Below are 22,373 nucleotides of genomic sequence, written 5' to 3'. Positions count from 1 at the left end.
GCTAGGGCATCTGGAAGACGCTGGGCATGCGCGCCGTGAGCTACTCGTCCTTCTCCGCCCTCCCCCTGATCGTCGAGGTCCCGGAGCCCGTCTGCCCCGTCGACGGCGTCGTCGTCCGCGTCGCGGCGACCGGGGTGTGCCGGAGCGACTGGCACGCGTGGAAGGGGCACGACGACTCGGTCGTCCTGCCGCAGATCCCCGGGCACGAGTTCGCCGGGACGGTGATCGCGACGGGAGCCCAGGTGTCGCTCTTCGCGGTCGGTGACCGGGTCACGGCGCCGTTCGTGTTCGCCTGCGGCGACTGCGAGCAGTGCCGGGAGGGGGCGACGCAGGGGTGCCTCCGCCAGCAGCAGCCGGGATTCACCCTCGACGGGTCGTTCGCCGAGGCGGTGGCCGTGCCGGGTGCGGACCTGAACCTGGTGCGCCTGCCCGACTCCGTCGGCTTCGTCGAGGCGGCCGGTCTCGGCTGCCGCTTCGGGACCGCGTACCACGCCCTGCACGAGCGCGGCCGGGTCGCCCCGGGGGAGTGGGTCGCGGTGCTGGGCTGCGGCGGAGTCGGCCTCTCCGCGGTGATCGTCGCGCTCGCGGCCGGGGCCCGCGTGGTGGCGTCGGACGTCTCCGCCCCGGCGCGGGAGGCCGCGGCCGCGCTCGGGGCGGTGACCGTCCCCGGAGGCGAGGGTGCCGCCGAGGCGATCCGGGCGGCGACCGGAGGAGGGGCGCATCTGGCGGTCGACGCCGTCGGCAGCAGGGTCACCGCGGAGGCGTCGATCGCCGCCCTGCGTCCGCGCGGCCGGCACGTGCAGGTGGGTCTGCTCCTCGGGCCCGACGCCGCACCGGCGATCCCGCTCGGCCGGGTCATCGCCCAGGAGCTGGAGCTGCTGGGCAGCCACGGCATCGCCCGGAGCGGCTACACGGCCCTCCTCGACGACGTCGTCGCCGGCCGTCTGCGCCCCGCCGACTCCGTCGGCCGCACCATCGCCTTCGAGGACCTGCCCGCCGCTCTCGCCGCGATGGACGCCCCCGCCGCGACGCCCGGCATGACGGTCGCCGTCCTGGCCCCCTGACGCGGGCCCGCAGGAGCACTCGCAGTCCCGGTCCGGTGGGTCTCGATGCCCCGCGTCCCGCGGCCTCTCGACCAGCAGCGACCCGTTGTCCGTGCCTGGCGGTTCTCGATAGGCCGCGTCCCGCGGCTACTTGACCGGCACGACTCGGGCACGCCCGCCCTGCTCGATCGCAGGAGCAGGTGGCCGCCGCTCGACGAGGTGGAGCCCGCCGACAGTGATCCGCGTGTCAGCGGATCGATGCCGGGCGACGCGCCCCGCTCTGCGGAACGCACTACGTCGTGAAGTCGACCGCGCCGCGGCGGGCGGGGACCGCCGCGCCTTCGTGGAGCCCGCCGACAGTGATCCGCGTGTCAGCGGATCGATGCCGGGCGACGCACCTCGCTCCGCGGAGCGCGCCGCGTCCTGAAGTCGACCGCGCCGCGGCGGGCGGGGACCGCCGCGCCCTCGTGGAGCCCGCCGACAGCGATGCGCGTGCCAGCGGATCGATGCCGGGCGACGCACCTCGCTCCGCGGAGCGCGCCGCGTCCTGAAGTCGACCGCGCCGCGGCGGGCGGGGACCGCCGCGCCCTCGTGGAGCCCGCCGACAGCGATGCGCGTGCCAGCGGATCGATGCCGGGCGACGCACCTCGCTCCGCGGAACGCACCACGTCGTGAAGCCGACCGCGCCGTGGTGGGCAGGGACCGCCACGGAAGAGGACTCAGTCCGTCTCGATGAGGATCCCGTCGTGGATGGCGCGCTTGCGGAGCGCCACTTTCGTGCCGACGTCGATGCCGACGACGCGGTACTTCTCGCGGATCCGATTGAGGTATGTCTTCGCCGGGTCCTCCGAAATGTCCGGCTCGAACACGACCGACGCGACCGGCTCGCCGCCGCCGTAGAGGGCCATCACGCGGCGCTCCTGCGCGCTGAGCTTCGGCGCTCCGTCGGAGTCGCCGGTGGAGAGCGCCATGTCGAGCTCGTGCGAGATGTAGGAGTGGCCGTCCTTGGCCGCGCGGATCGCCTCGACGATCATGTCCGCGTCCTCGGTCTTCACGAGGTAGCCGAGGGCTCCGGAGGCGAGTGCCTCGCGGACCACGGCGGGCTCGGAGTAGGTGCTCATCAGCACGGTCTTCACCCCGGTGGTCTTGAGGGTCGAGAGCTTCACCGAGATCGGGATGTTGTCCTTGAGGTCGAGGTCGAGGAGCACGACGTCGACGGGGAACTCGGGGTGCGTGAGCAGCTCGGGCCAGGAGGCGACCGCGGCCACCAGCTGGATGTCGGAGGCGGCTCCGCGGATCCACTCCGTGAGCGCTCCGAGGAGCATCTTGTGGTCGTCCACGACCGCGAGAGTGATCTTCGCGTCAGCGGTGGGTGTCATCGGTGTCCTTCGGTCGGCGGTCGTCGGCGGTCTCTCGGCGGCTGCTCACCGGTCGGCGGGATTCTCGACCAGGCAGTCGATCTCGATCCGGAGCTCCCCGTCGCGTGAGGTGTCGCGGAAGACGCCGACCTGAGCGATAGCCTCCCACGTCGCAGGATCGACGCCGCGCAAGGGCGCGCCTGAGGAGCGGAGCGTGATCGGCACGAGCAGTCCTCGGGCGGCCGTCCCGGCTCCGGGATCGCGGGGGCTGCCCGACTCGACGTGGAGGACCACGGCGAGTCCGGTCGCGCTGTCGGCCATCAGCCAGATCGCCGAGAGGAGCCCGTCGCGCTGCTGGTGCCCGAGGAGTCCGGCGGTGCCGTCCGGGTCGTCGAGCTCGACGAGCGGCGCGAGCAGCTCGGACTCGAGCACGGCATGGTGCAGCCAGGTCTCGCGCCGCCCCTCGATGAGGTGGAGGCGGAGCTGGGTGGCGAGCGAGGTCGCGTGGGCGGCGCGCTGGGCGTCGAGGGGCAGGCGGACCGAGCCGTCGCCCACCTCGGCGAGGAGGCGCTCGGCGGCGAGGTCGAGCCGTGCGAGCTCCTCCGAGGCGAGCATCCCGACCGCGTAGCGCGGGCCGAGCGTGGTGCTCTGCACGAGGGCGCGGTCGATCTCGAGCTGGACCATCCGGCGGAATCCGCGCATCATCACGACCACGACGACGGCCGGCGCGATCGTCACCACGAGGGCGCTGATGCGCACCGAGAGCGCGCCTGCGCCGCCCGACTCCATCGAGAGGAACGCGATCACCTCGGCGATCGCGACGAGGGCGCTCACCGCGAGGATCTCGATCCCGCGCCGGTGGACGATCAGCGCGGCGTGCGCGACGGCGCCCGCGACCGCGGCGGTGGGGACGGTGCGGGCCGCGCCGGAGTCGGTCACGGCCACCAGGTCGAGCACGACGGCGGCTCCGACGGCGACGAGGAAGCAGAGGTAGACCGGGAGCGGCAGGCGGCGTCCGCCGAGGTGGATCGCGAGGACGGTGGACCCGAAGGCCAGGACGACGAGGACCCAGGCGATCGCCGCGGGTGCGAGGTCGCTGTAGCGGGCGGAGGTCGAGAGGAAGATCAGCAGCTCGTAGGCGAGGATCGCGGCGGCGATGCCGTTGAGGCCGCTGCCGAGGTAGTTGGTGCCGAGCCCCTCCTGCTGGCGGCGGACCGAGCGGGCGGACCGGGAGGAGCGGCCGTGCGTCGCGGGCACGCGTCCCAGCAGCGGGGCCCGCGACTCCGGCGCGGGGCTCACTTGGGGACCTCCAGCACCACGGTCGTCCCCGATCCGGGGGCGCTGAACAGTCTGGTGCGGCCGCCGACGTCGCCGAGCCGGGCGATCACCGACTCCTTGAAGCCGAGCTTCGTGTCGGGGACGGTCGCGATGTCGAAGCCCGCGCCCGCGTCCGTGACCATCGCGCGGACGGTCGTCTCGTCCTCGGTGATCGTCACGTCGGCCGAGGCGACGCCGGAGTGGCGGCGCACGTTCTCGAGGCACTCCGCCAGGGCGAGCACGAAGGAGTCGAGGGCCGCGCCGGTGAGCGCCACCTGGCCGGAGCCGTGCCAGATCACGTCGAGCCCCATCCGGCCGAAGCGGTTGCGGACGGTCTCGAGGGTGTTGGCCGCGGGGGCGGAGGTGACGCTGGTCAGCTGGTAGGAGCCGGACGCGCTCGGGGTGGGGGTCCCGCCGAGCCGGAGCTGGCGCAGGAGCTGCGCGTCCTGCGCCGCCTGCTGCCGGAGCGCGTCGACCGACACTCCGCGGCCCGAGTGCGCGAGGAGCGTGAGGGTGGCCAGCACAGTGTCGTGCAGGAGCCGCGCGCCCTGCCGGCGCTGCGCCTCCGTCTCGCTGGCGAGGCGCTCCACGCGGTGGGCGTTGCCGATGCTGTCGATCCGCCGCACCACCCGCGGGACCGCTGTGCCGATCCAGAGGGCGAAGCCGCAGAGCGTGCCCCAGGGCAGCAGGCTCTGGACGACCACGGTGGGGATCATGGTGCCGCTCGAGACGAGCACCGACGGGATGAGGCTCGGGAGGAGCACCGGCAGCAGCAGGAGCAGTCGGCGCGCGGACGTCGTCACGACCACGGCGATGCTCGCGGTCACGGCGTTCGCGGTGTTGACCAGGACGAACCCGGCGAAGTCGGCGCCCGGAGCGAGCCCCAGCGCGAGGCCCCAGCCCAGCAGCAGGCCGCCGACGGCGACGGCGATCACTCGGCTGCGGCGCCCCGTCCGTGCGAGCTCGACGTGGGCGGCCATCATGCCCAGGAGCAGCGCGACGGCGAACGGCACGGCGGCGGGCTGGAGTGTCCCGGGGATGAGGGCCATGCCGAGCGCCCCCGCCTCCGTGAGCAGGCCGATCCCGCAGGCGGAGTGGCGCAGCAGCCGATCGCGCTCGCGGGCGCTGCGGATCATCGGCACGCTCTGGCCCCCTCCGGTCGTGGCGCGGGGCTGGCCCCCGTCTCACGATAGCCACTGGCCGGGCCGGTCGGCGCGGTTCGGGGCGTCGAACCGCGCCGGAGTCGGGCGGGTCAGGCCGTCGCGGGATGCGCCAGCAGCCGGGCGAGGTGCGCGCCGACCGCGTCGTCCTCGATGAGGAACCCGTCGTGGCCGAACGTCGAGGTGATCACCGCGACCTCTCCGCCGTCGAGAGCGCCGGGAGCGTGCGCCGCGATGATCCGCTGGCCCTCGACCGGGAAGAGCCGGTCGCTGTCGATGCCGAGGACGAGGGTCGGGCTGGTGATCCGGGAGAGGGCGGCCGCCTCGCCGCCCCGGCCGCGGCCGACGTCGTGCGAGTTCATCGCCTCGACGAGCGTGATGTAGCTGTTCGCGTCGAAGCGGCGCGTGAACTTGTTGCCGTGGAAGTCGAGGTACGACTCCACGGCGAAGCGGCCGCCGCCGCCGAGCGGGCTGAGCCCCGACTGCCAGCTGCGCTCGAAGCGGTCGTTGAGCTCGGAGGGGCTGCGGTAGTTGAGCAGTGCCATCCGGCGGGCGAGCGCGAGGCCGTGGTACGGGCCCTGGCCGTCGCCGGCGTCGTAGTAGGAGCCGCCCGCGAAGGCCGCGTCGTTGCGGATCGCCTCGAGCTGCACGAAGTTGAGGGCGATCTGGTCGGCCGTGGCCCGCGGGGGAGCTGCGAGGACCGCGAGGCGCGCGACCCGCTCCGCGTGGTCGATCCCCCACTCCAGCGCCTGCATCCCGCCCATCGAGCCGCCGATGACGGTGTGCCAGCGCTCGACGCCGAGCAGGTCGCTGAACTGCACCTGCGCCCGCACCTGGTCGCGGATGCTCGTGTACGGGAACCGTGCGCCCCACTCGTGGCCGTCGGGGGCGAGGGACGCGGGACCGCTGGAGCCCTGGCAGCCGCCGAGCATGTTCGGGGCGACCACGAAGAAGCGGTCGGTGTCGATCACGAGGCCGGGGCCGACGAGTCCCGACCACCAGCCGTCCGTCGCGTGGCCGGGATCGCCGCGGCCGAGCAGGTGGGAGTCGCCGGTCAGCGCGTGCAGGACGAGGACGGCTTTGTCCCTGCGCTCGTTCAGCGCGCCCCAGCTCTCGTAGGCGATGCGGGCGTGGGGGAGGCGGCCGCCCGCCTCGAAGTCGAACGGGCCGAGGTCGACGAAGCGGCGTCCGCCCGGGTGGTCGCCGTCGCGCCAGGCTCCGGTGGCGGGCGGCTTGCCGATGACCGAGAGGAGCTGGCGCTCGGTGACGAGCGCCGATGGGACCGTGTCCTCGAGTGTCTGCTGCCAGTCCATAGCGCTGTCCATCGTGTCAGAGCGCCGCGGGGCGGAGCCGTTTGTTACGCCCTGCTCCCGCGCTCCTCCGCCCGCGCGCGGAGCGCCCCGACGCGATCCCCGAGGACGGGGACCCCGTCAGGGCGCCGAGGGGCCTCAGGCGTTCGCGCGGGAGGCCTCGACGACGGCGCGCGCGGCGCGGAGGGCCTGGTCGAGGTCGGCGCGGAGGTCGTCGACGTTCTCGAGTCCCACCGACAGGCGCACCAGGCCCGGAGTGACGCCGGCGGTCAGCTGCTGCTCGGGCGAGAGCTGCGAGTGCGTGGTCGACGCGGGGTGGATGACGAGCGAGCGGACGTCGCCGATGTTGGCCAGGTGCGAGAACAGCTCCAGCGAGTCGACGAAGGCCCGGCCGGCGTCCACTCCGCCCTTGAGCTCGAACGAGAGCACCGCGCCCACGCCCTTCGGCGCGTAGCGGTTGGCCGCGGCGTACCAGGGCGAGGTGGGCAGGCCCGAGTAGTTCACCGAGGCGATGTCGGAGTGGTTCTCGAGGTACTCCGCGATCTCCTGCGCGTTCTGCACGTGGCGCTCGATCCGGAGCGAGAGGGTCTCGATGCCCTGGATGAGCTGCCAGGCGCTCGCCGGGGCGATCGAGGCGCCGAGGTCGCGCAGCAGCTGCACGCGGGCCTTGATGATGTAGGCGAGGGAGTCGCCGACCGCGGCGGTGTAGACGGCGCCGTGGTACGACTCGTCCGGCGTGGTGAGGCCGGGGAAGCGCTCAGCGTTCGCGGTCCACGAGAAGCGGCCGCCGTCGACGATCGCTCCGCCGATGACCGTGCCGTGGCCGCCGAGGAACTTCGTCGCCGAGTGCACGATGATGTCCGCGCCGTGCTCGAAGGGGCGGATCAGGTAGGGCGTCGCGATGGTGTTGTCCACGATCAGGGGCACGCCGGCGTCGTGCGCGACATCGGCCACGGTGCGGATGTCGAGGATGTTGATCTTGGGGTTGCCGACGGTCTCGGCGAAGAACAGCTTCGTGTTCGGACGGACGGCGCGGCGCCACTCCTCGCGGTCGTCCTGGTTCTCGACGAAGGTCGTCTCGATGCCGAGCTTGGCGAGGGTGTACTTGAAGAGGTTGTAGGTGCCGCCGTAGATCGAGGACGACGAGACGATGTGGTCGCCGGCCTGGGCGATGTTCAGCACGGCCGCGGTCTCGGCGGCCTGGCCCGAGGCGAGCAGCAGGGCGCCGGAGCCGCCCTCGAGGGCGGTGAGCCGCTCCTCCACGACCGCCTGGGTCGGGTTCTGGATGCGGGTGTAGATGTTCCCGAACTCGGCCAGCGCGAACAGGTTCTGGGCGTGCTCCGCGTTGTCGAAGACGTAGGAGGTGGTCTGGTAGATCGGCGTCGCGCGGGCCTTGGTCACCGGGTCCGGCGCGGCGCCCGAGTGGATCTGCTTGGTCTCGAACTGCCACTTCTCGGAGTCGGTCATGGTGCTTCCCATCGGATCGTCGGGGTCGGTGACGGGGCCGTTCTCCGTCGCGACGAGCGTACGCGGGGGCCCCCCGGGCGGCCAGGACCGCCGACACACGGGGTAACGGCCGTCAGCGCCGCTCGGGCTGCCGGTCGCGCTTGGCGCCCGTAGGGTCTGCGCGGTCCGGGCGCGGAGGCCTCTCGTCGGCCACCGGGGCGAAGAGCCAGGCCGCGCGGGGCTCGACCAGCCGGTGGAAGACGGTGCGGGTCCAGCCCAGCGAGAGCGCGACCGAGACCGCGACGCAGAACACGATCATCAGCACGAGGGCGAGCGTGCTCTCCGTCCGCGAGAGGATCCCGGACTCCCGCAGCGGATAGAGGACGAAGCTGTGGAGGAGGTAGACGTACATCGTCGACTGCCCCCAGGCGGTGAGCGGGGTGCGGCGGCGGGGCACCATCGCGAAGAGCGCGAGCGAGAGCACGACCGCTCCGGCCATCAGGGCCAGCCGCACCAGCCCGGCCCACCACTGGGTCTCGCCGAGGGCGTCGTAGGGGCGGTCGTAGAAGAACCAGTAGCGCAGGTCCGCCGCTCGGAACGCCTCGATGTTGACGGTCATGACGACCGCCGTGACCGCGAAGAGGACGACGGCGAGGATCCGGGCGAGGAGCACCCGCGACGGCGGCTGATCGAGCCAGCGGTCGACGGCGGAGCGGCCGCCGGGGGCGAAGCCGCGCAGGCGCCAGCCGAACACGAAGAACGGCAGGATCCCGATCGCGCGTGCGAGCGAGAAGGTCGAGTCGATGTTGTCGTAGTAGCTGACCCCGACCGCGAGCACCACGCTGATCAGCAGCGGCCAGCGCAGCAGCGCCAGGTAGGGGAGGACGAGGCGGAAGATGCCCAGCGCGAGCAGGAACCACAGCGTCCAGCTCGGCTTCGTCGGGTTGAACTCCTGCTTCCCCTCGACCAGGAACTGCACCAGGGTCCAGATCGTCTCCATGATCAGGTAGGGCAGGAGGATGTCGGTCAGCACCCGCCGCATCGCGCGCCCGCTCGGTGCGCCGCTCTTGGAGAAGTAGCCCGAGATGATCGCGAAGGCCGGCATGTGGAAGGCGTAGATCGTCAGGTAGACGATGAGCGAGGTGTCGGAGTTGGCCGTCAGCCTCTGGACGCCGTGCCCGATCACGACGAGGGTCACGCAGACGAAGCGCGCGTTGTCCCAGAGGGGCACGCGGCGCTTCGGGGTGACGGCTGTCCCGGCAGTCGCGGGAACCGGGTCGGCGGGCGGCACGCGGCCAGACTAGCGTTGGGCTGCGACGACGGAGTCGAGGGTGTCCGAGGCTTGACGGAAGGGGACGGGCGTGGATCGACGCGTTGTCGTGACAGGAGCGAGTTCAGGGATCGGGGCGGCCACGGTCCGCCTGTTCCGCGAGCACGGCTGGGAGGTCGTCGCCGTCGCGCGCCGGCGCGACCGGCTGGAGGCGCTCGCCGCCGAGACCGGCGCCGGGTACTTCGCCGCCGACCTCACCGACGCCGCCCAGGTCGACGCTCTGCGCGACCACCTCGCCTCCTCCGGGCCCGTGCACGCGCTCGTGAACAACGCGGGCGGTGCGCTCGGACTCGACTCGGTCGAGAAGTCCGACCCCGAGGACTGGCGCCGCATGTTCGAGATCAACGTGCTCTCGGTGAAGCTCGTGACCAGCGCGCTGCTCCCGCTGCTGCGGGCCGGGATCCGGGGGAGCGGGACCTCCGCGGACATCGTGACCGTCACCTCGATCGCCGGCCACGTCGCCTACGAGGGCGGAGGCGGGTACAACGCCGCCAAGCACGCCGCGCACGCGCTGGTCGCCGTGCTGCGGCTCGAGCTGGCGGGCGAGCCGATCCGAGCGATCGAGATCGCGCCGGGGATGGTGCACACGGACGAGTTCTCGCTGGTCCGCTTCGGCGGCGACCGGGAGCGCGCCGACGCGGTCTACGCCGAGGTCCCCGACCCGCTGGTCGCGGAGGACGTCGCCGCCGCGATCGTCTCCTCGGTGGAGCTCCCCGCCCACGTCAACCTCGACCTGGTGACCATCAAGCCGGTCGCGCAGGCGGCCCCGCACAAGGTCGCGAAGGGACCCCTGGCCCCGCGCGCCTGACGGCGGGGACGAGGAGGGCCGCGACGGGCTGGGCTGTCCCTCATGGTTTCCGACGCCGACGACTCCGCCGCCCTCCTCGCCGCCACGGAGAAGGAGGTGCTCGGCTGGCTCGAGTTCGGCGACGCCGCTCGGCACCTGGCCGACGACGTGGTCGCGTCGGGCTACCGGCCGGAGCTGGTCGTCGCCATCGCGCGCGGCGGTCTGCTCCTCGCGGGCGCCGTGGCCTACGCGCTCGGCATCAAGAGCTGCGGCGCGCTGAACGTCGAGTTCTACACCGGCGTCGAGGCGCGCCTGGCGGAGCCCGTGGTGCTGCCGCCGCTGCTCGACGAGGCGTCCGTGCGCGGCAAGCGCATCCTCCTGGTCGACGACGTCTCCGACTCCGGCCACACCCTCGCCCTCTCGGTGAAGCTCATCCGCGCGATGGGTGCCGAGGTGCGCACTGTGACCCTGTACACGAAGCCGCGCACGGTGCTCGAGCCCGATTTCTTCTGGCGCCGCACCCCGCGCTGGATCGTCTTCCCCTGGTCGGCTCTGCCCCCGGTGGACGGAGCCCTCGCCGAGGACGACGAGTGAGCGTCCACCTGATCGGCGGCGGAGGCGGCGTCGAGCACGACCAGCAGCTGTACGGGGCGTTCCTCGCGGAGGCGCGCGCCCACGCGGTCGACGCCGGCCGGATCGAGGGCCCGCGCATCGCGATCGTCGTCGTCCACGACGGGCTCGGCCCGGAGGCCTACGCCGGCTACGCGGCACTGCTCGCGACGGTCGGCCCGCTCGACGCGTTCGCCGTGATGAAGCCGGAGGGCGGCCGGATCGATCCCGCGGTCTTCGACGACGTCGACGGGATCTTCGTCGGCGGAGGGCTGACCCCGGCCTACCGCGACGCGCTCGAGGCCTGCTTCCCGCGGCTGCGCGATGTCGTCTCCTCCGGAGTGCCGTACGCCGGCTACTCGGCGGGGGCCGCCGTCGCGGCCGATCGCGCCCTCGTCGGCGGCCACCGGATCGGCGGCGTCGCCGTCGTCCCGGAGGGCGCGGCGGAGGAGCTCGACGAGGTCACGGTGCTCGAGGGCATCGGCCTCATCGACGTGACGGTCGACGTGCACGCGGCGCAGTGGGGGACCCTCGGCCGCCTGGTCGCGGCCGTCGAGGCGGGCCTGGTCGACGGCGGCGTCGCGCTCGACGAGTCCACCGTGCTGATCGTCGGCACCGGCGCGCTCCGCGTCGGCGGCGCCGGCTCGGTGTGGCGCGTGAGCGGCAGCGACGCCGGAGTCGTCGTCGCGACGCTCGCGGCGGGCTGACCCGGTGGACCTCGCTGAGCTCGCGGCCTCGGGACTGATCGACCGGGGCTGGGCGGAGGCGCTCGCCCCCGTCGCCGGGGACATCGCCGCGATGGGCGACTTCCTCCGCGGCGAGGTCGCGGCCGGTCGGCCCTACCTCCCCGCGGGCCGCGACGTGCTCCGCGCCTTCGCCGCCCCGCTCGCGGACGTGCGCGTCCTCATCGTCGGACAGGACCCGTACCCGACGCCCGGGCACCCGATCGGGCTGTCCTTCGCGGTCGAGCGCCACGTGCGCCCGCTGCCGGGGAGCCTGCAGAACATCCACCGCGAGCTCCGGGACGATCTCGGCGTCGAGCCGCCCGAGCACGGCGACCTCAGCGGCTGGACCTCGAGCGGCGTGATGCTGCTCAACCGGGTCCTCACCGTCGCCCCCGGCGCTCCCGCCTCGCACCGCGGGAAGGGCTGGGAGGTGGTCACCGAGCACGCGATCCGCACGCTGGCCGCCCGGGACGCGCCTCTCGTCGCGATCCTCTGGGGCCGCGACGCCGCGTCGCTCCGCCCGATGCTGGGGGAGGCCGGAGTGATCGAGAGCGCGCACCCCAGCCCGCTGTCGGCCTCGCGCGGCTTCTTCGGCTCCCGGCCGTTCAGCCGCGCCAACGCCCTCCTGGAGGAGCGCGGCGCGGAGCCGGTCGACTGGAGCGCTCTCGCGTGACCGGGCGCTCGCCCGCGGGGCGGCTACGCTGGCCCGGATCGATGGGCGGAGCCGAAGGAGAGCCGGATGCTTGAGGAAGAGTACGAGAGCCGGCGCGTCCTGCCGCCGCACCTGCGGAAGGCGCCGCCTCCCGAGCCCGGCTTCTCGTTCGAGATCCGCGACGCCCGCGACGCCGACCTCCCGGACATCCGCGAGATCTACAACCACTACGTGCGCAACACGGTGGTGACCTTCGACGAGGACGACTCGACGCTGAAGGAGTGGCGCACGAAGTTCTCCCGCAACCAGAAGCTCGGGCTGCCCTTCATCGTGGCCGTCTCGCCGTCGGGCCAGATCCTCGGCTACGCGATGGTGTCGCCGTGGTCCTCCAAGCGGGCGTACCGCTTCACCGTGGAGAACTCGATCTACCTGCGGGCGGCCTCCACCGGCAAGGGGCTCGGCCGGGCGCTGATGGCCGAGCTCCTCGAGCGCGCGAAGGCCGTGGGGATCCGTCAGATCATGGCCGTCATCGCCGACAAGGGCGCGGAGGCGGCGCTGGCGATGCACGCGCAGTTCGGATTCGTCGAGGTCGGCCGGATGGGCCGCGTCGGCTTCAAGTTCGAGCGCTGGCTCAGCACCGTCCTGCTGCAGAAGACCCTCAAGTAGGGCCGACCCGCCCCTGCGAATGCGCCTCATCGACAGGTGCCGGGGAGCGCGCCGTCCCTACACTGGACGGCATGGAATGGCTCGTCCCGCTCATCGTCGTCGTCGCGCTCGTCGTCATCCTCGGGGTCTACCTCTGGGCGACGTACAACTCGCTGGTCACCCTCAACGTCCGCGTGGACGAGGCGTGGAGCGACATCACCGTCCAGCTGAAGCGCCGTGCGGATCTGATCCCCAACGTGATCGACTCCGTGAAGGGCTACGCCTCGCACGAGCGCCAGGTCTTCGAGTCGGTGACGCAGGCTCGCGCCGAGACGCTCCAGGCCCAGGGCCCGGCGGAGGCGTCGGTCGCCGAGGACCACATGCAGAGCGCGCTGAAGTCGATCTTCGCGGTCGCGGAGGCGTACCCCCAGCTGCAGGCGAGCCAGAACTTCCTCCAGCTGCAGGGCGAGCTGGTCGACACCGAGGACAAGATCCAGTCGGCCCGGCGCTTCTACAACGGCGGTGTGCGCGAGATGAACACCAAGGTGAAGGTCTTCCCGAACACGCTCTTCTCGCGTCGGCTCGGCTTCTCGGAGCGCGAGTTCTTCGAGGTCGGCGATCTCGCCGCGATCTCGGAGCCCCCGCGCGTCCAGTTCTAGGCAGCCGCCGTGTACAGCGCGATCGCCCGAAACAAGCGCAACACGGTCCTGATCCTCGTCCTGTTCCTGGTGATCATCGGCGGCCTGGGCGCCCTGGCGGCAGCGGTCTACCGCAGCACGACGATCGTCGTGGTGGTGCTCGTGATCGCCGCCGGGTACGCGTTCTTCCAGTACTTCTTCGCCGCTCGCCAGGCGGTCGCGCTCAGCGGCGGCGTGGCGGTGGAGAAGGCGGACGAGCCGAGGCTGTACCGCATCGTCGAGAACCTCTCGATCGCGACGGGTACGCCGATGCCGAAGGTGTACCTGATCGACGACCCGGCGCCGAACGCGTTCGCGACCGGCCGCGACCCCGAGCACGCCGTCGTCGCTGCGACGACGGGCCTGCTCGCGATCATGGACGACGCCGAGCTGGAGGGCGTGATGGCCCACGAGCTGGGCCACGTCCGCAACTACGACATCCGCGTCTCGATGATCGTCTTCGGTCTCGTCGTCGCGGTGGGCTTCCTCTCGGACGCCTTCCTCCGCCTGGCCTTCTTCGGGCGGGGCGGCAACGGCAACGGCGGGGGCAACCCGGCGCTCCTGATCGTCGGGCTGGTGTCGATGGTCCTCGCGCCGATCGTCGCCTCGGTCGTGCAGCTCTCGATCTCCCGTCAGCGCGAGTACCTCGCCGATGCCACCGGTGCGCTGACGACCCGCCACCCCGACGCCCTCGCCCGCGCCCTGCTCAAGCTCGAGTCCGCGGGCCGGCCGATGCAGCGGCAGAACAGCTCGATGGCGCACCTCTGGATCGCCGACCCGTCGAAGCCGGGAGTGGTCGCGCGCCTCTTCGCGACCCACCCGCCGATCGCGGACCGCGTCGCCCGCCTCTCCGAGATGGGATCGCGCTTCTAGCAGGCCGATCCGGCCGACGCCCCGTCGACGATCGCCGCCCCGCACCGCATCCCGCTTCGGTCAGAGGCGCGCCCGCCACCGCGCCGGACGGGACGTCATCCGGTCGGAGCCGCGAGCGGACCGCCGTCGACGGTCGTCAGGTACTCGGCGAAGACCGGCGCCGGGTCGATGCCGCTCGCGGCCGCGTCGACCAGCGCCCGCCGGACAAGGGCGAGGACGACGTTGGCGAGGTCGGCCGGCCGGGGCGGGGACGTGCGGCCGAGCCCCATCCGCTCCGCGAGGAACGGCGTCAGCGCCTCCTCGCCGTCGTGCAGCGACTGCGCCCAGACCGCGCGCATCGCCGAGGTCTCGGTGAGCAGGGGGATCAGCCGGAGGGTGCGGTCGAGCTGGGGACCGGAGGCCGCCGCGGCGAAGGCGTGACCGAGCGCCGCGTTCAGCGGCTCGGCGGCCGGGCGCTCGAGGAGGGCGCGTCCCATCGCGGCGATCGCGGCGGCGAGCACCGGACGCACGCAGTCCTCCTTCCCGCCGAGGTACCGGTGGAAGGTCCGGAGGGAGACGCCGGCCGCGTGGGCGAGCTCGCCCGTGCCGACCCCGACGACGCTCCCGCGCTCGAGCAGACGGGCGACGCAGCGCTCCGACAGCGCCAGCGCCAGGACGCCGCCGGGCGCGCTCACGCGATCCTCCTCAGTGCTGCGGCGAGGGCGGCCGCGAGGTCGCCGCGACCGACGACCTCGACGGCGTCGAGGCCCTGCCAGGCCGCCGCCTCGACCAGCAGCGCGGCGAGCCGCTCCGGCGTGTCGGCCGGGGCCCCCGGCTCGAGCCAGGCAGCCTGCACGAGGAGGACACGGCGCTTGCGCTCGCTCTTGAGGTCGACCCGTGCAGCGATCACGTCGTCGAGGAGCACGGGGAGGACGTAGTAGCCGTGCACCCGCTGATCGGCCGGGGTGTAGATCTCGATCCGGTAGTGGAAGCCGAAGAACAGCTCGGCCCTCGGCCGGTGCCAGACCACGGGGTCGAACGGCGAGAGGAGCGCGTCCGCCCGGAGCGTGCGGGGGCGTCGGGCGTCGACGTGCCGCCAGAGCGGCACGGGTCGCCCGCCCCGCTCCCAGCCGAGCACCTCGACGCGCTCGAGCTCGCCCGCCTCGACCAGCTCGTCGATCGCGACGCGCGTGGGGGACTGGAGCAGCCGGTGGTAGTCGGCCAGGTCGCCGAGGGTGCCGATCCCGTGGGCCCGGGCCGCCCGGCGCACGAGCTCGCGGACGGCGTCGGGGAGGGGCACGTCGGCGTCGAGCACCGCGCTCGGGAGGAGCCGCTCGGCGAGACCGTAGGAGCGCTCGAAGCGCGTGCGCCCCGCCGTCACCACCTCGCCCCAGCGGAACAGGACCTCGAGGCCGCGCTTGATGTCGGACCAGCCCCACCAGGGGCCCGTGCGGACGTTGGCCTCGTGCTCGATCTCGGAGGCGCGGAGGGGACCGTCGGCGAGCGCGGCGCGGAGCCAGTCGAGGGTGGCGCGGTTCTCGTGGGCCCAGCCCTCGTGCTCGGGCAGGCGGACCCGGCGGTAGTGCTCCATCCGCCAGCGGTAGAGCGGGAGGTCCTCGCGGCGGACGAGGGCGGCCTCGTGGGCCCAGTACTCGACGTAGGGGCCGTCGGGGGAGAAGGCCGCTGCGTGGAGGAGGGAGCGATCGTACGGGCCGAGCCGCGCGAGCAGCGGCAGGTAGTGGCTCCGCTCGAAGACGTTCACCGAGTCGAGCTGGAGCGGGCGGATCCGGTCCACGGCGGCGCGCACCCGGCGCGCGTCGACCCGGGACGGACGGGGGCCGAACCGCTGCGCCGCCAGGGCGATGCGGCGCGCCAGCGCGGGGGAGAGCTGCTCGGTCATGGTCCGCCCACGCTAGCGAACGCCCCCGACATCGCCGTCCCCGATTCGGCCCCCGGCGTTCGCCCGGCATTCACCGCCGCGCTCCCTCGCCGACTCGCGGCGCTCCTACCGTGCCCGAGGCCGTCCCACCGGGGCGGCCCACCCGACTACTGGAGGACCCTTGACCATTCAGCGCCTGTCGCGCACCGCCGCGGTCGCCGCCGCCGGCACCACCCTCGTCTTCACGCTCTCGGCCTGCTCCGGCGGCGCCACCGCCTCGTCCGACGGCGGCGGCGCGGACGCGGCGTCCGCCACGTCCGCCGCGGACCTCGGCGGGCTGGACGCCCTGGTCGAGGCCGCGAAGGCCGAGGGCGAGCTCAACGTCATCGCCCTGCCCGACACCTGGGCGAACTACGGCGAGCTGATCAGGGGCTTCGAGGACGAGTACGGCATCACCGTGAACTCCGCCGACCCCGACGTCTCCTCCGCGGAGGAGATCAGCACGGCGGAGAACCTCGCCGGGCAGGACACCGCTCCCGACGTGTTCGACCTCGGGCCGGCCGTCGCTCTGGCGAACACGGACGTGTTCGCGCCGTACAAGGTCGAGTCCTGGGACGACATCCCCGAGGGGAACAAGGAGGAGTCGGGCCTCTGGGTGAACGACTACACCGGCCTGATGTCGATCGGGTTCGACGCGGCCGCGGTGCCTGCGCCCACGTCGCTCGAGGACCTCCTCGGCGCCGACTACCGCGGCTCGGTCGCGATCAACGGCGACCCGACCCAGGCGGGAGCCGCCGCGGCCGCAGTGCAGCTCGCGGCTCTCCAGTCCGGCGGCTCCGCCGACGACGTCCAGGCGGGGATCGACTTCTTCGAGAAGCTGAACGACGCCGGCAACTTCCTGCCGCTGGACCCGACCGACGCCACCATCGCCTCGGGCGAGACCCCTGTCGTCTTCGACTGGAGCTACAACAACCTCGCCGCCGGGAAGGCGAACGAGGGCACCCGCGAGTGGACGACGACCGTCCTCCCGGGCTCCGCCGTCGGCAGCTACTACAACCAGGCGGTCAACGCCGACGCTCCGCACCCCGCGGCCGCGCGGCTCTGGCAGGAGTACCTCTACTCCGACGCCGCGCAGAACCTCTTCCTCGCCGCCGGCGCCTACCCGGTGCGCCTGGCCGCGATGACCGAGGCCGGCACGGTCGACCAGGACGCGCTCGACGCCGTCGGCGCCGCTCCCTCCGACCTCGTCCAGTTCACGGAGGAGCAGACCGAGGCGGCCTCGTCGCTCCTCGCCGAGAAGTGGGCCGCGGCGATCCAGTGACCACCGCTCCCGCCGAGGCCGTCTCCGCGGCGTCCGCGCCCCGGGGACGGCGCGGCACCCCGGCCGTGCTGGGCGTCGCCCCCTTCGCGCTCTACGTCCTGCTGTTCCTGGCCGTCCCCACGGTCCTCGCGGTGGCGACCGGATTCACGGACGGAGACGGCCGCTTCACCACGGCGAACGTGCTGGCGCTCGGGGATCCCGTCGTGCTGTCCGCCTTCGGCGCGTCGCTCGGGCTCTCGGCCGTGACCGCCGTCGTCGGCGCGGTGCGGGGCGCGGTCGTGTGCCTGGCCCTGCTCGGCTCCGATCCGCGCGGGGCGCTCCGGACCGTCGTCGATGCGGCGGCGAGCGTCCTCGCGCAGTTCGGCGGTGTGATGCTCGCGTTCGCCTTCATCGCGACGATCGGCGTGCAGGGGCTGGTGACCACCCTCCTCGCGGGAGCGGGCGTCGACCTCTACGCCGACGGCGTGTGGCTCTACCAGCTTCCCGGGCTCGTCCTGCCCTACCTCTACTTCCAGGTGCCCCTGATGGTGCTCACGTTCCTGCCCGCGCTCGAGGGTCTGCGCCCGGAGTGGGCCGAGGCGAACGCGGTGCTCGGCGGGGGCCGGCTCGGCTACTGGCTGCACGTGGCCCTCCCGGTGCTGGCGCCGTCGTTCCTCGGCTGCGTGCTGCTGCTGTTCGCGAACGCGTTCTCCTCCTTCGCCACCGCGGCGGCGCTGATCAGCCAGGGCGCGCAGATCGTCCCGCTGCAGATCCGCGCCGCGCTGGTCAGCGAGACGGTGCTGGGCCGTGAGAACCTCGCGGGCGCCCTCGCGCTCGGGATGCTCGCGGTGATGGTGGTCCTGATGTCCGGGTACGCGCTGCTGCAGCGCCGGGCCCGGCGGTGGCAGCGATGAGGCCCGCGCGGCTCCTGTCCGGGGCGGTGCTCGTGATCACCGGGCTGGTGTTCGCCGTCCCGATCGTCGCGATGGCGGAGTTCACGCTCCGCGGCGCCGGCGGCCACGACCTCTCGCACTGGACGGCGATCCTCGACCCGGAGAACGAGCGCGCCTACCGCTCGCTGTTCCAGGGGATCGGAAACTCGCTGGTCCTCGCCGTCGTCACCGCCCTCATCGTCCTGGTCCTGCTGGTGCCGACGATGCTGCTCGTCGAGATCCGGCTCCCGCGCCTGCGCCGGGCTCTGGAGCTGGTCTGCCTGCTCCCGCTGACCGTGCCCGCCATCGTCATCGTCGTCGGCCTCGCGCCGGTCTACTCCGTGGTCACCGAGCTCGCCGGCTCCGCGCCGTGGACGCTCGCTCTCGCCTACGGGGTGCTGGTCCTGCCCTACGCCTACCGCGCCGTGGCGGCGGACCTCGCCGGTCTCGACGCCGTGACGCTCTCGGAGGCGGCCCGCTCACTCGGCGCGGGCCCGCTCGCGGTGCTCGGGAGGGTCCTCCTGCCGAACCTGCGCCGGGGCCTGGTCGCGGCCGCGCTGATCACCGTCGCAGTCGTTCTCGGCGAGTACACGATCGCCTCGCTCCTCAGCCGCACCACCCTCCAGACCGGCCTGGTGCAGGTGTCGAAGTCCGACGCCTACGTCGCCGTGATCTTCTCGCTGCTCTCCCTCCTCTTCGCCTTCGCCCTCCTGCTCGGGATCGGCCGCCTCGCGCGGATCGGCCTGCCGACGGGCCGGGCGCGCTCCTCGAAAGGCTCCTCGTGACCGCTCCCACCCTCCCCGGCGCCCGCGTGCGCTTCGTCGACGTGGAGCGGCACTACGGCTCCGCGCGAGCGCTCGACGGCGTCTCGTTCGACGTGGCCCCGGGTGAGTTCATCGCGCTGCTCGGCCCCTCCGGCTGCGGCAAGACCACAGCCCTGCGCGCCCTCAGCGGTCTCGAGCGGATCGACGCGGGGCGGATCCTCGTCGACGAGGAGGACGTCGCCCACGTCCCCGTCGCGAAGCGCGACATGGGCATGGTCTTCCAGTCGTACTCGCTCTTCCCGCACCTGCGGGCGCGCGAGAACGTCGAGTTCGGGCTGCGCACCCGGGGAGTCGGGGCGCGCGAGCGCCGGGCGGCCGCGGGGGAGGCGCTGGAAGTCGTGGGCCTCGGCGCCCTCGGCGACCGCTACGCGCACGAGCTCTCCGGCGGCCAGCAGCAGCGGGTGGCGCTCGCGCGCGCCCTCGTCACGCGGCCGCGGGTGCTGCTGCTGGACGAGCCTCTGTCGGCACTGGACGCGAAGGTCCGCGTCCAGCTGCGCGACGAGATCAAGCGCCTGCAGTCCGAGATCGGCATCACCACGTTCTTCGTCACGCACGATCAGGAGGAGGCGCTCGCCGTCGCCGACCGCGTCGCGGTGATGAACGCCGGGCGGATCGAGCAGCTGGGTGCACCGGAGGACCTCTACGCGCGCCCGGCGACCGCCTTCACGGCCCGCTTCGTCGGCCTCTCGACGGTGGTCGCGGGGACGGTCTCGTCGGGATCGGTCCACGCGCTCGGTGTGCGCCTGCCGCTCGTCGACGCGGCGGCGGCCGACGGGCCCGTGTCGGTGTTCCTCCGCCCCGAGGACCTCGCCGTCGTGGCCGACGGCGCTCCCGACTCCCTGCCCGGAGTCGTCCTCGCCTCGAGCTTCCTGGGGCCGGTGCGGCGCTCGACAGTCCGGCTGTCGACGGGCGAGGAGGTCACCGTCCAGCACGCGTCGGGGCACCGCCTCGAGCCGGGGGAGCGGGTCGGCGTGCTGCCCGCGCGGCGCCCGGTCGCCGTCGGTCCGGCACCGGAGCAGGCGGCGGTCGGCGCCGCCGCATGAGCACTCCCCGGGGATACCGCGCGGGGTATGCGCCGGGGCCTAGTCTGGGCAGATGAGACTCGGCAGGTCCCGCCGCACCTCCGGCCCGCGCGCCGTCCAGCCCGCCGCGCCCGCCGCCCCGGCCGCCCCCTCCCGGCCCGCTCCCGTCGCCGATTCGGCCTTCGTGAGCGACGGGATGCGCATCGCCGGCGCCTGGGCCTGGCGCGTCCTCGTCGTGGTCGCGGCGCTCGCGGTGCTGGTGCTGCTCGTCATCGAGCTGCGGCTGATCGTCATCCCGCTCCTGCTCGCGATCGTGATCGCCGCCCTGCTCGTGCCGTTCTCGAGCTTCCTCCAGCGCCACCGCTGGCCCAAGTGGGCCGCCGTCGTCCTGGCGGAGCTGGGGATCGTCGTGGTGATCGGCGGGCTCCTCTTCCTCGTCGTCACCCAGGTCTACTCCGGCTTCGACGATCTCAGCCGGCAGACGGTGCAGTCCTACGACGACTTCAAGGCCTTCCTCCTCGAGTCGCCGCTCCACCTCACCGAGACCGACATCAACCAGTACGCGCAGCAGGCGCTCACGGCCCTGCAGCAGGACTCGGGGATGCTGGTCAGCGGCGCGCTCAGCGTCGGCTCGACCGTCGGCCACCTGCTGACGGGCGTGCTGCTCACCCTCTTCTCGACGCTGTTCATCCTCATCGACGGGCCGAACATCTGGAGCTGGGTCGTCCGCCTCTTCCCGCGCCGCGCCCGCGGAGCCGTCGACGGCGCCGGTCGCGCAGGGTGGGTGACGCTGACCAACTTCGTGAAGGTGCAGATCCTGGTCGCCTTCGTCGATGCGGTCGGCATCGGCCTCGGCTCCTTCCTCCTCGGCGTCCCGCTGGCCATCCCGATCGGCGTGCTCGTCTTCCTCGGCTCCTTCGTGCCGGTCATCGGCGCCGTGGTGACGGGGGCGCTGGCCGTCTTCATCGCGCTGGTCTACAACGGACCGCTGATCGCGCTCTTCCTGCTGATCGTCGTCCTCGCGGTGCAGCAGCTCGAGGGCCACATCCTCCAGCCGCTGATCATGGGGTCGGCGGTCAAGGTCCACCCGTTGGCCGTCGTGCTCGCTGTGGCCGGAGGCTCGATCATCGGCGGCATCGCCGGCGCCTTCTTCGCGGTGCCCGTCGTGGCCACACTCAACGTCATGGTCAAGTACGTCGCGAGCGGAGCCTGGCGCTCGCCGACCCGAACCCCCGAGAGAGTTGCCGCAGAGCATGCAGACTAGCCGCGTCGTCGGACCCGCCCTCCACGAGTTCGAGGCGGCCCGCGCCGTCCTCGCCCCCGTCATCGCCGCCACCCCCATGGAGACGAGCACCTTCCTCGCGCAGGTCCTCGGCTCGCCCGTGTTCCTCAAGTGCGAGAACCTCCAGCGCACCGGCTCCTACAAGATCCGCGGAGCCGTGTTCCGGATGTCGCGGCTCACCCCGGAGGAGCGGGCCCGCGGAGTCGTGGCGGCCTCGGCCGGCAACCACGCGCAGGGCGTCGCCTACGCGGCGCGGGAGCTGGGGATCAAGGCCACGATCTTCATGCCGATCGGCGTCGCGCTGCCCAAGCTCGCGGCCACCCGTGACTACGGCGCTGACGTGGTGCTGAGCGGGCACATCTTCAACGAGGCGCTCGCGGCGGCGGCGGAGTTCGCCGAGCGCACCGGCGCGGTCTTCGTTCCTCCCTACGACCACCCCGACGTGATCACCGGCCAGGGCACGGTCGGCCTCGAGATCCTCGAGCAGGCCCCCGCCGTCGAGACCATCGTGGTGCCCATCGGCGGGGGCGGCCTCATCGCCGGGGTCGCCTCGGCGGCCAAGCAGAAGGCGGCCGAGGAGGGGCGCACGCTCCGCGTCATCGGCGTGCAGGCGGCCAACGCGGCGCCGTACCCGCTCTCGCTCGCGAGCGGCGAGCCGACCGCGATCACGATCTCTCCGACGATCGCCGACGGCATCGCCGTGGCGAAGCCGGGGCAGCTGAACTTCGCGATCGTCCGCGAGATGGTGGACGAGGTCGTCACCGTCGAGGACGACGACATCGCCCGGGCCCTGCTGGTGCTGCTGGAGCGGGCGAAGCTCGTGGTGGAGCCAGCGGGCGCGGTGGGCATCGCGGCGATCCTGACGGGGAAGATCCGCAACGCCGGAGCGACCGCGGTCATCCTGTCGGGCGGCAACATCGATCCGCTGATGATGGAGCGGGTGATCAGCCGGGGCCTGGCCGCGTCGGAGCGCTACCTCAAGATGAGCATCGGGCTGCCGGATCGTCCGGGGCAGCTGTCGCGCATCGCGGAGCTCATCTCGGAGGCGAACGCGAACGTGGTCGAGGTGCTGCACACCCGGCACGGCCGGGGCCTGCAGATCAGCGAGGTCGAGATCGAGATCAGCGTCGAGACCCGCGGCCCCGAGCACGCCGACCGCGTCATCCAGGTCCTCACCGACGCCGGCTACGCCCCCCGCATCTCCCGCAACTGACCGCTCGAGG

Annotated in this window: 22 protein-coding genes; 14 read left to right on the top strand and 8 right to left on the bottom strand. The window is 73.0% G+C overall.

The window, feature by feature from the left end; genetic code table 11:
* Positions 1–26 precede the first annotated feature (26 nt).
* Positions 27–1,064, top strand: a complete 1,038-nt coding sequence (locus C5C33_RS00785) for an alcohol dehydrogenase catalytic domain-containing protein (protein ID WP_104260166.1) — start codon at positions 27–29, stop codon at positions 1,062–1,064.
* Between the two features lie 698 nt (positions 1,065–1,762).
* On the opposite strand, the gene C5C33_RS00780 is transcribed toward C5C33_RS00785, so the two are convergent.
* The 6 genes from C5C33_RS00780 to C5C33_RS00755 all read right to left on the bottom strand — a co-directional run bounded on the left by C5C33_RS00780 (position 1,763) and on the right by C5C33_RS00755 (position 8,925).
* Positions 1,763–2,422: a response regulator gene (locus tag C5C33_RS00780; protein WP_104260165.1), complete on the bottom strand. Its 660-nt coding sequence runs from the start codon at positions 2,420–2,422 to the stop codon at positions 1,763–1,765.
* 45 nt (positions 2,423–2,467) lie between these two features.
* Positions 2,468–3,658 carry a hypothetical protein gene (locus C5C33_RS00775; protein ID WP_146085725.1) on the bottom strand — a complete coding sequence of 397 codons (1,191 nt, stop codon included), beginning with the start codon at positions 3,656–3,658 and terminating at the stop codon, positions 2,468–2,470.
* A 38-nt stretch (positions 3,659–3,696) separates the two neighbouring features.
* Positions 3,697–4,854: a sensor histidine kinase gene (locus tag C5C33_RS00770; protein WP_104224445.1), complete on the bottom strand. Its 1,158-nt coding sequence runs from the start codon at positions 4,852–4,854 to the stop codon at positions 3,697–3,699.
* Between the two features lie 116 nt (positions 4,855–4,970).
* Positions 4,971–6,191, bottom strand: coding sequence for a homoserine O-acetyltransferase (locus C5C33_RS00765; protein ID WP_104260164.1), 1,221 nt, complete (start codon positions 6,189–6,191; stop codon positions 4,971–4,973).
* Between the two features lie 135 nt (positions 6,192–6,326).
* Complete coding sequence (locus tag C5C33_RS00760) at positions 6,327–7,655, bottom strand: bifunctional o-acetylhomoserine/o-acetylserine sulfhydrylase (protein WP_104225507.1); 1,329 nt, start codon at positions 7,653–7,655, stop codon at positions 6,327–6,329.
* A 112-nt stretch (positions 7,656–7,767) separates the two neighbouring features.
* Complete coding sequence (locus C5C33_RS00755) at positions 7,768–8,925, bottom strand: acyltransferase family protein (RefSeq protein ID WP_104315117.1); 1,158 nt, start codon at positions 8,923–8,925, stop codon at positions 7,768–7,770.
* A gap of 70 nt (positions 8,926–8,995) precedes the next feature.
* Between C5C33_RS00755 and C5C33_RS00750 the strand changes: the two genes are divergently transcribed.
* From C5C33_RS00750 to C5C33_RS00720, 7 genes are all read left to right on the top strand, one after another.
* On the top strand, positions 8,996–9,772 hold the full coding sequence (locus tag C5C33_RS00750) for an SDR family NAD(P)-dependent oxidoreductase (RefSeq protein WP_258069147.1): 777 nt from the start codon (positions 8,996–8,998) through the stop codon (positions 9,770–9,772).
* A gap of 42 nt (positions 9,773–9,814) precedes the next feature.
* A complete protein-coding gene (locus tag C5C33_RS00745) occupies positions 9,815–10,345 on the top strand; it encodes a phosphoribosyltransferase (RefSeq protein WP_104224441.1) in 531 nt (176 codons plus the stop codon).
* Positions 10,342–11,067, top strand: coding sequence for a peptidase S51 (locus C5C33_RS00740; protein ID WP_104260161.1), 726 nt, complete (start codon positions 10,342–10,344; stop codon positions 11,065–11,067). The genes C5C33_RS00745 and C5C33_RS00740 overlap by 4 nt, the downstream gene beginning before the upstream one ends.
* Positions 11,068–11,071: 4 nt before the next feature.
* Positions 11,072–11,758 (top strand): uracil-DNA glycosylase, encoded by a 687-nt coding sequence (locus C5C33_RS00735; protein WP_104260160.1) that lies wholly within the window; start codon positions 11,072–11,074, stop codon positions 11,756–11,758.
* 66 nt (positions 11,759–11,824) lie between these two features.
* On the top strand, positions 11,825–12,403 hold the full coding sequence (locus C5C33_RS00730) for a GNAT family N-acetyltransferase (RefSeq protein WP_104260159.1): 579 nt from the start codon (positions 11,825–11,827) through the stop codon (positions 12,401–12,403).
* 71 nt (positions 12,404–12,474) lie between these two features.
* Positions 12,475–13,041: a LemA family protein gene (locus C5C33_RS00725; RefSeq protein ID WP_104225511.1), complete on the top strand. Its 567-nt coding sequence runs from the start codon at positions 12,475–12,477 to the stop codon at positions 13,039–13,041.
* Positions 13,042–13,050: 9 nt separating this feature from the next.
* Positions 13,051–13,932 carry a M48 family metalloprotease gene (locus C5C33_RS00720; protein ID WP_104260158.1) on the top strand — a complete coding sequence of 294 codons (882 nt, stop codon included), beginning with the start codon at positions 13,051–13,053 and terminating at the stop codon, positions 13,930–13,932.
* A 95-nt stretch (positions 13,933–14,027) separates the two neighbouring features.
* Here C5C33_RS00720 and C5C33_RS00715 read toward each other — a convergent pair whose 3' ends face one another.
* Both C5C33_RS00715 and C5C33_RS00710 read right to left on the bottom strand, forming a co-directional pair.
* On the bottom strand, positions 14,028–14,606 hold the full coding sequence (locus C5C33_RS00715) for a TetR/AcrR family transcriptional regulator (protein ID WP_104260157.1): 579 nt from the start codon (positions 14,604–14,606) through the stop codon (positions 14,028–14,030).
* The gene (locus tag C5C33_RS00710; protein ID WP_104260156.1) at positions 14,603–15,811 is read right to left on the bottom strand and encodes a winged helix-turn-helix domain-containing protein; all 1,209 of its coding nucleotides are present in this window, start codon (positions 15,809–15,811) and stop codon (positions 14,603–14,605) included. Before C5C33_RS00710 ends, C5C33_RS00715 begins: the two co-directional genes overlap by 4 nt.
* A gap of 160 nt (positions 15,812–15,971) precedes the next feature.
* Between C5C33_RS00710 and C5C33_RS00705 the strand changes: the two genes are divergently transcribed.
* The 6 genes from C5C33_RS00705 to ilvA are packed head-to-tail and all read left to right on the top strand — an operon-like array spanning position 15,972 to position 22,363.
* Positions 15,972–17,111, top strand: coding sequence for an ABC transporter substrate-binding protein (locus C5C33_RS00705; protein ID WP_104260155.1), 1,140 nt, complete (start codon positions 15,972–15,974; stop codon positions 17,109–17,111).
* Positions 17,108–18,004, top strand: a complete 897-nt coding sequence (locus tag C5C33_RS00700; protein ID WP_104260232.1) for an ABC transporter permease subunit — start codon at positions 17,108–17,110, stop codon at positions 18,002–18,004. Before C5C33_RS00705 ends, C5C33_RS00700 begins: the two co-directional genes overlap by 4 nt.
* Positions 18,001–18,807, top strand: a complete 807-nt coding sequence (locus tag C5C33_RS00695; protein ID WP_104260154.1) for an ABC transporter permease — start codon at positions 18,001–18,003, stop codon at positions 18,805–18,807. The genes C5C33_RS00700 and C5C33_RS00695 overlap by 4 nt, the downstream gene beginning before the upstream one ends.
* Positions 18,804–19,889, top strand: coding sequence for an ABC transporter ATP-binding protein (locus C5C33_RS00690; protein WP_104260153.1), 1,086 nt, complete (start codon positions 18,804–18,806; stop codon positions 19,887–19,889). Before C5C33_RS00695 ends, C5C33_RS00690 begins: the two co-directional genes overlap by 4 nt.
* A 52-nt stretch (positions 19,890–19,941) precedes the next feature.
* Positions 19,942–21,132: an AI-2E family transporter gene (locus C5C33_RS00685; RefSeq protein WP_104246634.1), complete on the top strand. Its 1,191-nt coding sequence runs from the start codon at positions 19,942–19,944 to the stop codon at positions 21,130–21,132.
* The gene (gene ilvA, locus C5C33_RS00680) at positions 21,122–22,363 is read left to right on the top strand and encodes a threonine ammonia-lyase (protein ID WP_104225518.1); all 1,242 of its coding nucleotides are present in this window, start codon (positions 21,122–21,124) and stop codon (positions 22,361–22,363) included. The genes C5C33_RS00685 and ilvA overlap by 11 nt, the downstream gene beginning before the upstream one ends.
* The last annotated feature ends 10 nt before the right edge of the window (positions 22,364–22,373 follow it).

Source organism: Rathayibacter sp. AY1H3 (assembly GCF_002932015.1).
The sequence above is the reverse complement of the archived record's forward strand: the minus strand, read 5'-3'. Positions and strand labels throughout refer to the sequence as shown.